This window comes from Butyrivibrio sp. NATIVEDY162 (assembly GCF_045999815.1).
Taxonomy (GTDB): domain Bacteria; phylum Bacillota; class Clostridia; order Lachnospirales; family Lachnospiraceae; genus Butyrivibrio.
This window is the reverse complement of record NZ_CP172573.1, coordinates 647,931-662,617: the sequence shown is the minus strand read 5'-3', so window position 1 is coordinate 662,617 and position 14,687 is coordinate 647,931. Positions and strand designations below refer to the sequence as shown.

Sequence of the window (14,687 nt, the reverse complement as noted above, 5' to 3'; positions counted from 1 at the left end):
CTTTCTTATGATGCATGGAAACTTTAACCATTGATTACAGGATATTTTATGCTTATTTTCTTACTGCTAATGGTAGTTATCGTCATAATTTTTATTTGTTTGGTGATTCATCATGATATGAATCACTTTGTTGTCAGAAATTATGAGGTTCATTCGGATAAATTAAAAAAAGATGCTGTATTTTGCCTGCTTTCGGATTTGCATGAGAAATTGTTCGGAGAGGGCAATATAGAGCTTATAAAGGCTATTGATGATATCTCACCGGATGGCATTCTGATTGCCGGAGATATGCTTACGGCATATCAGGAACTTGGGAATGACCGATACGATGAGATTGCTGATTTTATACGGGAGTTGTGCTCCAGATATCCTGTTTATGCTGCAAATGGCAATCATGAGACCAAGATGGATGTCCTGGGAGGCTTTAGGAAACAGGCCTATGACAGGTATGAAAGTAAAATCTTGGAGGCGGGCTGTATTCTTTTGAGAAATCAGGGGACCTACCTGGAAGATCTGAATATGGAAATTCATGGCCTTGAACTTGAAAGAGAGTATTTTAGGAAGTTTGTAAAGAACCCTTTACCTGAAGGATATATCGAGAATTTCTTTGGAGTTCCGTGTAAGAACAGATTTCAATTATTGATCGCGCATAATCCGATATATTTTGACAGGTATAAAAAGTGGGGCGCAGATCTGACTGTTTCCGGACATGTTCATGGAGGTATTATAAGACTTCCGATTATTGGGGGCGTTATTTCGCCTGCCCTTGTTCCTTTTCCTAAGTATGACGGCGGATTGTATGAAATCGGCGATTCTAAAATGATTTTAAGCAGGGGGCTGTCAACTCATTCAATAAGGGTAAGATTTAATAATCCGGGTGAGCTTTGCGTGATAAAGCTGTATGCTGAAAAATAATAAAACTCAAGAGGGTAAATGATGGCGCTTGAAGTAAAGCTGCAGGTCTTTGAGGGACCGCTTGATCTGCTTCTTCATCTTATAGATAAAAACAAGATAGATATATATGACATTCCTATTGCGGTGATAACAGAGCAGTATATGGAATATATACGTGCCATGCAGAAGGACGACATGGAGGTTACCAGTGAATTCCTCGTTATGGCAGCTACGCTTGTTGATATTAAATGTAAAATGCTTCTTCCTAAGGAAGTCAATGAAGAAGGAGAAGAGGAAGATCCCAGAGCAGAACTTGTTGAAAAACTTTTGGAATATAAGATGTATAAGTACATGGCTGATGAGCTTAGAGACCGTCAGACTGATGCTGATACTCATATGTATAGAAAAAAGAATATTCCTGAAGAAGTGCTGAGCTATGAAGAACCGATAGATTATGATACACTGCTTGGTGATGCAAATCTTTCCAAGCTAAATGAGATTTTTCAGGCTCTGTTAAGAAGACAGGAAGACAAGGTCGATCCCATCAGAAGCAAATTCGGCAAAATTGAGAAGGAATCAGTGGACCTTGATCAGAAGACACTTTATGTCAAGGCATATATTCGTGAGCATGAAAAATTCAGCTTTAGGCATCTTCTTGAAAAACAGGGAAGTAAGGTGGAAATAATAGTTACGTTCCTTGTTATTCTTGAAGCAATGAAAATTGGAGATATACAAATAGAACAGGATAAAACGTTTGGAGATATTATGATCACATCAAACGTTTTTGCGAAGTGAGGGAGTAAATGACTAAAGAAGAGGGAGCTGCAGCTATCGAGGCAATCCTTTTTACAATGGGTGACTCGGTGACGGTAGCAGCACTGTGTAATGCGCTTGATCAGGATCTAAAGGATGTAAGAGCGCAGATAGCATATTTAAAAGAAAAATACAGCAGGGATGATAGCGGTATAGGACTTATCGAGCTGGAGGATTCCATCCAGCTTTGTACTAAAAGTGAGATGTATGAGTATCTGATAAAGGTTGCAAAAACTCCTAAGAAGATAACTCTTACGGATGCTCTTATGGAAACGCTTTCAATAATTGCATATAAGCAGCCAATTACAAGGCTTGATGTGGAAAGAATAAGAGGTGTTAACAGCGATCATGCCGTAAATCGTCTTGTTGAGTTTAATCTTGTTCAGGAGCTGGGAAGACTTGATGCTCCCGGAAGACCGCTTCTTTTTGGCACGACGGAACAGTTTCTTAGAAGCTTTGGAGTTAAATCTCTTGAAGAGCTGCCTTCACTTGATGCTGTACGTGTTGAAGAGTTTAAACAAGAAGCTGAACAAGAGGTAAGTGTTAAACTCGATATCTGAATTTTAATCTGTACTGACCTGAAAATTCTATCTACAACAAAAAATGTATAAAAAGCGCATAAAATAAGGACATGGACTATTCTCCATGTCTTTTTTTTGTGCTATACTATATTCTGACTTAAGTTGTGGTTTTTCTTATAATTTTTTATTGGATTTATAAGATAAAACATAATGCGTAGCATTACCACTTAACAATAAATTACGGAGGTGAAGAAATGAGTAGTTCTTCTCAGGCAAGTCAGAGAATTGTTTCTCTACTTGATGAAAACAGTTTCGTTGAAATCGGCGCTCAGGTTAAAGCCAGAAGCACAGATTTCAATCTGAAGCAGACAGAGACACCCTCTGATGGTGTAGTAACCGGCTATGGCGTGATTGGCGGAAAGCTTGTGTACGTCTATGCTCAGGATGCATCCGTTCTCGGTGGCTCTGTTGGTGAGATGCATGCTAAGAAAATAGCAGGTCTCTATGATATGGCTCTTAAGATGGGAGCACCGGTAATTGGTCTTATTGATTCTGCCGGACTTCGTCTTCAGGAGGCAACAGATGCACTTAATGCATTCGGCGAAATCTATCGCAAGCAGGTAAGTGCTTCAGGTGTTGTTCCGCAGATCACTGCAATACTTGGTTCTTGTGGTGGTGGTCTTGCACTTTTTCCGACAATGACAGACTTCACATTTATGGAAGAAAAGAGCGGAAAGCTCTTTGTTAATTCTCCCAATGTGCTTGAAGGCAACAGTGTTGAGAAGTGTGATACTTCTTCTGCTGCATGGCAGAGCGGTGAGGTTGGCAACGTTGATGTGGTTGCTGACGAAATGACACTTTATGCTCAGATTAGAGAACTCGTTTCACTGCTTCCTTCTAACAACGAAGATACAGAGAACTTTGACGAGTGCACAGATGACCTTAACCGCGGCTGTGAGAACCTTGATGGAGCAATGGCTGACCCCGCACTTATGCTTAGACAGATTTCAGATAACGGAATCTTCTTTGAGACAAAGCGCGACTATGCAAAAGAGATGGTTACAGGTTTCATTAAGCTTAACGGCGCAACAGTTGGTGTTATTGCTAACAGAAGTGCTGTTTACGATGAGAACGGTGAAGTAGCAGAGAAATTTGACAATGTGCTCACAGCACATGCTTGCAATAAGGCAGCTGATATGGTTGATTTCTGTGATGCTTTCGAGATTCCTGTTCTTTCACTTACAAATGTAGCAGGATTCGGCGCTACAAAGTGCGATGAGAGACATGTTGCAAAGAGCGCTGCAAAGCTTGTAGTTGCATTGTCAGGAGCTACAGTTCCCAAGGTTAATGTTGTAACCGGCAAGGCTTACGGAAGTGCATACGTTGTTATGAACTCCAAGGCTATCGGAGCTGATATGACATTTGCATGGCCTGATGCTGAAATCGGAACAATGAACGCAGATCATGCTGCAAAGATCATTGCTGACGGTAAGGATGCAGGAACAGTAGCTGAAACAGCAGCTGCTTACAGCAAACTCCAGAATAACGTAGAAAGTGCTGCAGCAAGAGGTTATGTTGATACAATAATCAATGCGGCAGACACAAGAAAATATGTAATAGGAGCTTTTGAGATGCTTTACAGCAAGCGTGAAGATCGCCCTGTAAGGAAGCACACTACAGTATAAGGAGGAGCCTGACAGTGAAGCATAAGATTTTTGCTTTAGGTGTTACGCTGATCTGCATGCTCGGTCTTACGGCTTGTGGCAACAGTATTCAAAAAAACACTGTAGCCGGAAGCAGATATGATGAGACAGTTTTTACTAAGGATTATCTGTTAAATGTTGCTCAGACATTAGAAGATGATTACTTTGAGAACATGTATTTGCAGGGTATTACACCTGACAATTTTGAAGAAAAACTGGAAGACAGTTTTGATGAGTCTATGCTGGATGTTTTTGCGAGAGGCTACAGAAACTGGTATGACGCAATCGATGAACTCGGTTACAGCAGCAAGGAAACAATTTCTGAAGACATCAGTGTGACTCACGTAGATGAATTTTCCTACTATGTTAACAAGGATGGCGTACTCATGGTTGATGCAATCATCGAGGGAAAAGGTGATAATTCACATACAGCTATTCTTGAGTACAGCCTTGACAGAAAGGGAATGCCCACACTTATCTCTGTGAATGTTAACCATTCACTGGGTGAGAAACTTAAGAGTGCAGGACTTAACACTCTGCTTGGTATGGGAATGGCTTTCGCAGTCCTTATTATCATAGCTTTGGTAATTTCTTTGTTCCCTATCATCAACAAAATGACAGAAAAGAAGACAGAGACTTCAAAAGAAATTACTCAGAAGTCAATTGAGACTGTGACATCCCAGATAGCAGAGAAAGAAGAGCTTTCAGATGAGGATGAGCTTGTGGCTGTTATTGCCGCTGCCATAGCTGCTTATCAGGGAAGTGCAAGCGCAGGAACTGATGGTTTTGTAGTTAGATCGGTTCGTAAAGTCGGTAAAGCAAGTAATTGGAAAAGAGCTTAAATTAGAGCTTATTTTAGGAGGACATAAATAATGAAAAATTATACAATTACCGTTAACGGAAACGTATATGAAGTAACTGTAGAAGAAGGTGCAGGAAGTGGAGCACCTGTAGCAGCTCCCAAGGCTCCTGCAGCACCTGCTAAGAAGGCAAGCGCAGGTGCAGGCGGTGTTAAGGTTACTGCCGGTGCAGCAGGTAAGGTTCTTAAGATCGAGGCTAATGTTGGTCAGGCAGTTAAAAAGGGTGACGCTGTAGTTGTTATGGAATCCATGAAGATGGAGATCCCTATGGTAGCACCTCAGGATGGAACAATTGCAAGTATCGACGTTGCTGTAGGTGATCAGGTTGAAGCCGGCGGCGTTGTTGCAACAATGAACTAAATTTTGGAGAGACTCACACGGAGGTCGTTAAATGGATTACATTGTAAACACATTATCGAATCTCTGGCAGCAAACTGCATTTACAACAATGACACCCGGAAACTATATCATGGTTGTAGTTGCTTTGATATTCATGTATCTTGCAATCGCCAAAGATTTCGAACCACTTCTTTTGGTGCCTATCTCCTTCGGTATGTTGCTGGTTAATATCTATCCGGATATTATGCTTTCAATCGATAAATCATCGAATGGTGTAGGCGGATTATTGTATTATTTCTACCTGCTGGATGAGTGGGCTATTATGCCGTCACTTATCTTCATGGGTGTAGGTGCGATGACTGACTTTGGTCCACTTATCGCTAACCCTAAGAGCTTCCTTATGGGAGCCGCTGCTCAGTTTGGTATCTTTTCAGCTTATTTCATGGCTATTGCCATGGGCTTTAATGATCAGCAGGCTGCAGCTATTTCTATCATCGGAGGAGCAGATGGCCCTACATCTATCTTCCTTGCTACAAAGCTGAATCAGACAACAATTCTTGGTCCTATAGCCGTAGCTGCTTATTCGTACATGTCACTTGTACCTATTATCCAGCCTCCGGTTATGAAGTTACTGACAACCGAGAAGGAAAGAACGATCCGCATGCAGCAGCTCAGACCTGTTTCAAAGCTGGAGAAGATTCTTTTCCCTATCGTTGTTACAATTGTTGTAAGTATGATACTTCCTACTACCGCACCTCTTATCGGTATGCTTATGCTTGGTAACCTCTTCCGTGAAAGTGGCGTTGTTCGTCAGCTTCAGGAGACAGCTTCCAATGCACTTATGTATATCGTAGTAATCATGCTTGGTACATCCGTAGGCGCTACTACAAGTGCTGAGGCATTCCTTAATATCACAACTATTAAGATTGTTGCACTTGGTCTTATCGCATTCGTAATTGGTACTGCAGCAGGAACACTCTTCGGTAAATTGATGTGTGTTATTACCGGCGGAAAGGTTAATCCTCTTATTGGATCAGCAGGTGTTTCAGCTGTTCCTATGGCTGCCAGAGTTTCACAGAAGGTTGGTGCTGAATATGATCCCAGTAACTTCCTTTTGATGCATGCTATGGGACCTAACGTTGCAGGTGTAGTTGGTACTGCAGTCGTTGCCGGAACCTTCATGGCAGTATTCGGAGTATTTTAAAGTGAGTATTGAAAAGGAGATATAACTATGGCAAAGCCAATTAAGATTACAGAGACAGTTCTGCGTGATGCTCATCAGTCACTGATTGCTACCAGAATGCCTACAGAACTTATGCTCCCCATAATCCCTACTATGGATAAGGTAGGATACAACTCAGTAGAGTGCTGGGGAGGTGCTACATTTGATGCTTCCATGAGATTCCTTAAAGAGGATCCGTGGGAGAGACTTCGTAAGCTGAGAGATGGTTTCAAGAACACAAAGCTGCAGATGCTTCTTCGTGGTCAGAACATCCTTGGTTACAAGCATTATCCTGATGATGTTGTTGAGTATTTTGTTCAGAAGTCAATTGCAAATGGTATTGATATCATTCGTATTTTTGACTGTCTTAATGACCTTAGAAACCTTGAGACATCAGTAAAGACATGTAAGAAGGAAGGCGGTCATGCACAGATCGCTCTTGCTTATACACTTGGAGATGCTTATACAGAAGAATACTGGATGAACATTGCTAAAGAAATCGAATCAATGGGTGCAGATTCAATCTGTATCAAGGATATGGCAGGTCTTCTTCTTCCTTATGAGGCAGAGAAGCTTGTTAAAGCACTTAAGAGTGCTACAAACCTTCCTATTGACCTTCATACACACTACACCTCAGGTGTTGCCAGCATGACATACCTTAAGGCTGCTGAGGCAGGAGTTGATATCATTGACTGTGCTATTTCACCTTTTGCTCTTGGAACATCACAGCCTGCTACAGAGGTAATGGTTGAGGCATTCAAGGGTCAGGAATTCGATACAGGTCTTGATCAGAAGCTTCTTGCTGAAATCGCTGATTATTTCAGACCTTATAGAGAAGAGTGTCTTGCAAGCGGACTTATGGATGCTAAGGTTCTTGGTGTTAACATCAAGACTCTTATGTATCAGGTTCCCGGCGGTATGCTTTCCAACATGGTTAGCCAGCTGAAAGAGCAGAATGCAAGTGATAAGTACAATACAGTACTTGAGGAGATTCCTCAGGTTCGTAAGGACTTTGGTGAGCCTCCGCTTGTTACTCCTTCTTCACAGATCGTTGGTACTCAGGCAGTTATGAACGTACTCATGGGTGAGAGATACAAGGTTGCTACAGACCAGACCAAGGATCTTCTTGCAGGTGAGTATGGTAAGACAATTAAGCCTTTCAATCCTGAGGTTCAGAAGAAGATCATCGGCGACAGAGAAGTTATTACCTGCAGACCTGCAGATAAGCTTCAGCCCGGTCTTAAGAAATTTGAGGAAGAGGTTAAGCAGTGGAAGCAGCAGGATGAAGACGTATTGTCTTATGCATTGTTCCCGCAGGTTGCTACCGATTTCTTTAAATATCGTCTTGCGCAGCAGGAGAAGGTTGATCTTACAGCAGCTGACACCAAGAATGGTGCTTATCCTGCATAAGGTTCTGTACTTAGCGCGTTTTTTCGAGCTTAGTAAGTTTAAAAAGAACAAATACCAAAAGCGGTATTTGTTCTTTTTTTTAGTGCTTAAATATACTTAAAAATGTATATATGTGTTACAATTATAGTAGTATATTGTTGGAATTTACTAATTTTGAATTATACAAAAAGTGAGAGGAAAGAGGGGATATCCTCTAACAATTGCGTATGACAGAGTTTAAAAGACCAAGAATAAAATATGGCAATATATCTTTTTCATATGATAAAGATATGAGAAGATCAGCAGAAAACAGACAGGTACTTGCAGCTGATGTTATTAATGGATTCAGGGTTCGCCCGGGCTATTATGATATCAATGGCGCAACTGTTCTGCCTGATGGCGTAAATTTTACAGTGTATTCAAACGGAGCAACAAAGGTAACACTTCTTTTATATCATCGAGGTGAGGAGAGACCTTATGTTTCGCTTACTTTTCCGGAAAACTATCGAATTGGCAAAGTACATTCCATGATTGTATTTGGTTTATCGATTGAAAATATGGAATATGCCTACCGTGTGGATGGACCCTGGGATGAGGAGAAGGGATTACTTTTTGACTATAACCATATCCTGCTTGATCCATATGCCAAGGCTGTTGTGGGACAACGTGTTTGGGGGCAGACTATAAAGTTTGAAGAGGCGTACAGGGCCAGAGTTGTCAGAAATGATTTTGACTGGGGCGAAGTTACTTGGCTTAAAACTCCTATGAGTGATTCAATCATTTATGAAATGCATGTACGCGGCTTTACAATGGATGAGTCTTCCGGTATAAAGTGCAGAGGCTCATTTGCCGGCATCATGGAAAAAGTTGATTATCTTAAGAGGCTTGGGGTTACGGCTGTAGAGCTTATGCCTATTTTTGAATTTGATGAGACCAGAGATAAGAGAGTTGTTAATGGCAGAACTCTTCTGGATTACTGGGGATACAATACAGTTAGCTTTTTTGCTCCAAATACAAGCTATGCCTCCACTGAGGAATACAACAGAGAGGGCTTTGAACTTAAAGAGATGATTAAGCTCTTAAAAGAAAACGGGATAGAAGTAATACTTGATGTAGTATTTAATCATACGGCGGAGGGTAATAAGAATGGCCCGTTCATTTCATTTAAGGGATTTGACAATAATATTTATTATATGTTGACACCTGACGGAGATTACTACAACTTCAGCGGTTGTGGCAATACTCTTAATTGTAATCATCCAATGGTTCAACAGATGATAGTTGAATGTCTGCATTATTGGGTTGAACAATATAAAATTGATGGATTCAGATTTGACCTTGCAAGTATTCTTGGAAGAGACCAAAACGGTGCTCCTATGGATGCTCCGCCTCTTTTGCAAAGACTTGCCTTTGATCCGATTCTGGGGGATGTAAAACTTATAGCTGAAGCATGGGATGCCGGTGGTATGTATCAGGTAGGTTCTTTTCCGTCCTGGGGCAGATGGGCTGAATGGAATGGCAGATACAGAGACAGCATCAGATCTTTTCTAAAGGGAGAGTACTGGGCTGCACCTGAAGCAGTAAGCCGTATAACAGGATCCATGGACATGTATGGGCACAACTATGCAGGGTATGATTCTTCAGTTAACTTCATAACCTGTCATGATGGATTTACACTATATGATATGTTTGCATACAATGAAAAACATAATGAAGCAAACGGATGGAACAATACAGATGGTGCAAATGACAATAGAAGCTGGAACTGTGGCCATGAAGGAGAGACTGATAATCAGGAAGTAAATAATCTTCGTTTTAAAATGATGCGCAATGCCATTACTGTTTTGATGTGCAGTAGAGGAACGCCCATGATTCTTGCCGGAGATGAATTTGGCAACACTCAGTATGGTAATAACAATGCTTACTGTCAGGATAATGAAGTATCCTGGCTCAATTGGAATCTGTTTAGTAAGAACAGACAATACTTCGATTTTTACAGAGACATGATTCAGTTTAGAAGAAAGCACCCATGCATCCGTAAGGATTTAAAGCCGGCAATGTCAGGTCTGCCGCATATTTCTGTGTTTACAGATCATCCTTACAATACCAATATCAATGACAGTACCAAGGTTATAAGCATTATGTTTGCCGGATATATCAGAAAAAAAGGCCATGACGACATAGTCCTGATGTCGGTTAATGTATATTGGGAAGATATACAGATAACACTTCCGGAGCCACCTGAGGGCGCGTACTGGACACTGGTTGTTGATACTGCAGCAGAGGATAAACGATATTTTAATAATCGTCCCAAGCCGTTAACTATACCTAACTGGAGACTTAAATCAAGAAGCGTTAGTGTGTTTATAGCAGCATATGGAGAAGGCTATGGCAGATGACAACGAAAATAAAAGCAGCGCTGAAGAAAAAAATGAAACAAATGTTGAAACAAGTAATGTAGAAAAAAAAGAGTCTGTTTCTGAAGAAGAGATTAATCTGGTTGTGGATGGATACGAATTTCTGTCAAAGGAGGACGTGAAGAAGGCTCAAACGGATAAGCAGAAGATTGCGATTTTAGGGCAAAAAATCCATTCAACAAAGGTGGCTGATCTTGAGGCGGTATATGAAAAGGCCATATCTAACAGGATATTTTCTACGCCTGTTGGATGGCATTACCTTGCAAAGCTTCGGGATAAGCTTATAGCTGCAGGAGTGCGGGAAGAGGATCTTATTCCCATACCTGTGAATACCAAATTTACAAAAGTTGATCTGAAGGATGAATATCACCCAAGGCAGTATATAACACCTCTTCCTCAAAAAAAGAAAAAGGACCCTAAGGCTGTTTTAGTTATTCTTATAGCTATGAACTTGTTACTTGTAGCGCTTGTTGTAGCAATGTTTGTGGTGGTTATAAAATCTGATAATGATAATATAATTAACTACAAACAGAATGTAACTAATCGATTTGCCGAATGGGAGGAATCCCTTAAGGAGCGTGAAAAAGCTGTAAGAATCAAGGAAAGAGAATTGAGAATTGAGGATAATACCGAATACGGAAACGAAATCGGAGAGTGATATACCCAAATTGTAAACAGAATAAACACATTTAAATAATATACTGTGTTTGGGAGAGTGAAGAAAAATGGAAAAATTAAAGATACTTGTTGTAGATGATGAATCCAGAATGAGGAAGCTTGTAAGGGACTTTCTTGTGAAAAGTGGTTTTGATGTGATCGAGGCCGAAGATGGTCAAAAGGCAGTCGACATATTTTTTGATGAAAAGGATATTGCTCTAATTATCCTCGATGTCATGATGCCTAAGATGGACGGCTGGCAGGTATGCAGAGAAATAAGGAATTATTCTAAAGTTCCTATTATCATGCTTACTGCAAAAACTGAGGAAAGGGATGAACTTCAGGGATTTGAGCTGGGTGTTGATGAATATATAGGTAAGCCTTTTAGTCCCAAGATACTTGTTGCAAGAGTTGAAGCTATTTTGAGGAGAACTGCTCAGGGTTCAAGTGAAGATATTATAGAAGCAGGCGGAATTGTAATAAACAAGGCTGCTCATAATGTTACAATCGATGGAAATGAGATAGAGCTTTCATTTAAGGAGTTTGAACTTCTGACATATTTTATAGAGAATAGGGGAATTGCACTTTCCAGAGAGAAAATATTAAACAATGTCTGGAATTATGACTATTTTGGCGATGCTCGAACTATCGACACTCATGTGAAAAAACTTCGTGGCAAGATGGGAGAAAAGGGAAATTTGATCAAAACAATATGGGGCATGGGCTACAAATTTGAAGCGTAATAATAATCAGGGTTCTTATCTTAAGCAGGAGAAATAATAGTGACTGTTAAGAAAAAACGCTTTATCATCATAGTTTTATGGCTGATCAGCCTGATCATTTTTTATTTTGTGATCCGCGGTGCTGTTTTCAAAATATGTGAAAAAAATCGTATTGCAGAGCTTTTGTATTCTACCAAAAGCATACCCGATGTTGCCCGGGATTTTATTGAAAACGATGATTTCACAATCAATGAAATCAATGCCAATCATGAGGCCAGAATAAATGGTCTTGCTTTGGCATTGGGGAATTTTGAAACTATTAAAAGTGCTGAAGATTTTCTTAAGAACTATAAGGAGGCAGGAGGCATTGAAGCCTTGGCTGTCTATGATAAAGACGATAACCTTGTTTATAATGACGGATTTGAAGATGAGAACGACGAAGATTCTGAGAATGTATATTATCATAATGCGGGCAGCCGTTGGACTGTAAAGATAAAATATGGATTTACGGAAAAAGAAAAGGATCTGGAATATTTAAACAACTGGTCCAGAAAACTGGCAAATGTGATTGTAGGTGAGGATGGTTGTATATTGGCGGTTGATCCGAAAAATGACAGGGTTCTTTCCTTTATCTATGGGACAGATGGCACTATAAAGGACTTGGATATAAAGTATGAAGGTAAAACCTTAGATTATGAATTCTTGAAGACTCTTTTTGGTAAAGCGGGTCAGGTACATAAGATCGAGGTTGAAAATGAGATCTTGTACGGAACAAGGATCAAATATGGAAATATGTATCTGATTGCCATGATTCCGCAATTGGATATTTTTTACGATGCAGATATCATTGTAGTCAACTTTATGATAGTTCTGGCACTTTTTACAGGACTTGTGATGTTCTTTCTATTCTTTACCCTTACAGATTCTCTGAAAGAAGGCGATCCTTCTAAATACAGAAAGCCTTCAGAACAGCTCTTTTTGGGAATGATCATTTCTCTTTTACTGATATTCTTTTTATCGGGATGGGTTGAACTTCTCGATATGTTCATGGATAAATATCGGGACTGCGAGGATAAAGCTGAGTATATAACTTCAAAGCTTGTAGCTGCTGATACCTTTGAAGCTATTTGGAAAAGCTATACTGACGCGGAATATCTCAGTAAATGCCTTATGGTAAAAAGTATTATCGAAGCTACTGACCATCCACTTCAGGAACGTGATCTGAACAGAATTTCAAAAAGTATTGGGGTCGATTATATTTCTGTTTATGATGAAAATGGTAAGTCAGAGCTGTCTAATTCTCCCTATGTGGCGGAGCAGATAACTAAGGATTCAGATTTTTATCCGCTTCTTAAGGGTAGTGAGAATATGGTACAGGAACCTGAAGAAGATGCTGTTTCCGGCAATTATATTCAATATTTTGGAGCTTGCTTAAGAAGTGATAGTGGCGAGCCAAACGGTTTTGTCCGTATTGAGATGGATCTTACAGATATAAAAACCATGCAGGAACGTGTGGGCTTTGATAATATTATCAAGCAGGGAAATATGTACGAAGGGTCTTTCTTTGCATTGATCAATAAAGAATCTGAAATGTTCCAAAAAGCTGCTTTGATAAAAAATAGTGAAGATTATGCTAGTGAAAACGAATATGATTCGGTTTCGATGGAAGACGGCAACTATGAAGAAGATTATGGTAGTTACGCTTATTATCTTTTCGGGGAGGGCATAAACCTAAGAGAAGATTACAGTAATATGTCGGTAGAGGATGCCGGCCTTAGTAAGGATGTTCTTACTCCGGATTATAGCGGAATCCAGACCATGAAAGATAGGGACTATTATGCCTATTCAATGAGGATATATGATGATATCTGCCTGGTTATGAGAGAAAAGAGCAGGATAGGACTTGATAATGCCATACCGGTCCTGTTGACGACTGTGTTTGCATTTTTCTCCATGGCTTTAATGGTGGTTGTTTTTATACAACCGGGAAATGCAATTGAGGAAGAAAAGTATTCTACAGAGCTGTCAGACGAAAAGAAACCTGAAAATATTGAAACATTTTCTGATATGTTTTACAGCCTGTTTGATAAGGGAAAGCCATTTTTTGAGATAAGATGGCCGGATGATAGTGTAGCATGGTCCGATAAGAGTGCATCCGGAAAGAGAAAATCCATTGTACGTGGAATTATTCTTGCTTTTGTTGTACTGATTATAGGTCAGCAATTGTTTTTTAACACTTTAAATGATGATTCCATATGGTATTATGTGCTTTCGCCTAATTGGAGCAGCGGTGTAAACATAATCACGGTTACAAAAAGCGGAATAGCTATTTTGATAATTATTGCCGCTTCCTTTATCCTTCACAAAATACTGTTTTTTATTGCAAGGGCATCGGGATCTCATGTTGAAACCATCTGCCATTTGCTTAACAGTTTTATTAAATATGCTTCATTTCTAACAAGCATATTTATGTGTATTTCGATTCTGGGAGTGAATAAAGGGTTCGATTTTTCAATATCCGCAGGTGTTGTTTCGGTTATAATATCCATTGCCTGTCAGAGTATTTTTGCGGATATTTTTGCCGGTATTTTCATGGTCTTTGAAGGGACTGTTACGGCAGGTGAAACTGTTTATTTCAATGACAGGTATGGAACTATTCTCAGCATAGGAATAAGAACTACGCAGATTCTTAGATTTTCAGAGCTGTTGGTGGTCAGAAACAGCGAGTTTAAGAACTATGTGGCTATCCCTTCAAATCAATATAACAGATTGACTACTTCTGTTAATATTGATCTTAATGAACCTCTTGCCCATGTAGAAAGCATAATTCTAAATGAAATGAAGGGCATGCATAAGAGGTTTGTGAAGCTCACCGATGATGAGAATGTTAAGGGACCGGAATACATGGGTGTACAGAAGATTTCAGATCATGGCATCGCTTTACAGTTTGCAATCCACACAAAGGGACTCTATAGAGGCAGGGTAGCGAGAGAATTAAACCGCGAACTGAAAATGATGTTTGAAAGGAATAATATCAGGTTTGCAATGCCGCAGATTGTAGTCAACAATCCGGTGGAACATGAGGCACCTCCTGAAACTGATAATTATCCAGAGCCGATTCCGGGAGTAATGGAACAACAGAAGGAATGA

The 14,687-nt window shown here is 40.0% G+C and carries 12 protein-coding genes; all 12 read left to right on the top strand.

From position 1 onward, the window contains the following. The first annotated feature begins 48 nt into the window (after positions 1–48). The 12 genes from ACHCNF_RS02720 (at position 49) to ACHCNF_RS02665 (ending at position 14,687) form a co-directional block, all read left to right on the top strand. Positions 49–915, top strand: coding sequence for a metallophosphoesterase (locus ACHCNF_RS02720; protein ID WP_408071264.1), 867 nt, complete (start codon positions 49–51; stop codon positions 913–915). Positions 916–936: 21 nt separating this feature from the next. After that, positions 937–1,689 carry a segregation and condensation protein A gene (locus tag ACHCNF_RS02715; RefSeq protein WP_408072180.1) on the top strand — a complete coding sequence of 251 codons (753 nt, stop codon included), beginning with the start codon at positions 937–939 and terminating at the stop codon, positions 1,687–1,689. 8 nt (positions 1,690–1,697) lie between these two features. Beyond that, positions 1,698–2,267 (top strand): SMC-Scp complex subunit ScpB, encoded by a 570-nt coding sequence (gene scpB, locus ACHCNF_RS02710; RefSeq protein ID WP_408071263.1) that lies wholly within the window; start codon positions 1,698–1,700, stop codon positions 2,265–2,267. Positions 2,268–2,482: 215 nt separating this feature from the next. Next, on the top strand, positions 2,483–3,913 hold the full coding sequence (locus ACHCNF_RS02705) for an acyl-CoA carboxylase subunit beta (protein ID WP_408071262.1): 1,431 nt from the start codon (positions 2,483–2,485) through the stop codon (positions 3,911–3,913). 14 nt (positions 3,914–3,927) lie between these two features. Continuing rightward, positions 3,928–4,773: an OadG family protein gene (locus ACHCNF_RS02700; protein ID WP_408071261.1), complete on the top strand. Its 846-nt coding sequence runs from the start codon at positions 3,928–3,930 to the stop codon at positions 4,771–4,773. Positions 4,774–4,803: 30 nt separating this feature from the next. Then, positions 4,804–5,151, top strand: coding sequence for a biotin/lipoyl-containing protein (locus ACHCNF_RS02695; RefSeq protein ID WP_408071260.1), 348 nt, complete (start codon positions 4,804–4,806; stop codon positions 5,149–5,151). Positions 5,152–5,182: 31 nt separating this feature from the next. After that, positions 5,183–6,334: a sodium ion-translocating decarboxylase subunit beta gene (locus tag ACHCNF_RS02690; protein WP_408071259.1), complete on the top strand. Its 1,152-nt coding sequence runs from the start codon at positions 5,183–5,185 to the stop codon at positions 6,332–6,334. A 27-nt stretch (positions 6,335–6,361) separates the two neighbouring features. After that, positions 6,362–7,762: an oxaloacetate decarboxylase subunit alpha gene (locus tag ACHCNF_RS02685; RefSeq protein ID WP_408071258.1), complete on the top strand. Its 1,401-nt coding sequence runs from the start codon at positions 6,362–6,364 to the stop codon at positions 7,760–7,762. Positions 7,763–8,031: 269 nt separating this feature from the next. Beyond that, the gene (gene glgX / locus ACHCNF_RS02680) at positions 8,032–10,140 is read left to right on the top strand and encodes a glycogen debranching protein GlgX (RefSeq protein WP_408071257.1); all 2,109 of its coding nucleotides are present in this window, start codon (positions 8,032–8,034) and stop codon (positions 10,138–10,140) included. Then, positions 10,130–10,816 (top strand): hypothetical protein, encoded by a 687-nt coding sequence (locus ACHCNF_RS02675; protein ID WP_408071256.1) that lies wholly within the window; start codon positions 10,130–10,132, stop codon positions 10,814–10,816. Before glgX ends, ACHCNF_RS02675 begins: the two co-directional genes overlap by 11 nt. A gap of 67 nt (positions 10,817–10,883) precedes the next feature. Continuing rightward, positions 10,884–11,558 (top strand): response regulator transcription factor, encoded by a 675-nt coding sequence (locus ACHCNF_RS02670; protein ID WP_408071255.1) that lies wholly within the window; start codon positions 10,884–10,886, stop codon positions 11,556–11,558. A 39-nt stretch (positions 11,559–11,597) separates the two neighbouring features. Continuing rightward, positions 11,598–14,687: a mechanosensitive ion channel domain-containing protein gene (locus ACHCNF_RS02665; RefSeq protein ID WP_408071254.1), complete on the top strand. Its 3,090-nt coding sequence runs from the start codon at positions 11,598–11,600 to the stop codon at positions 14,685–14,687.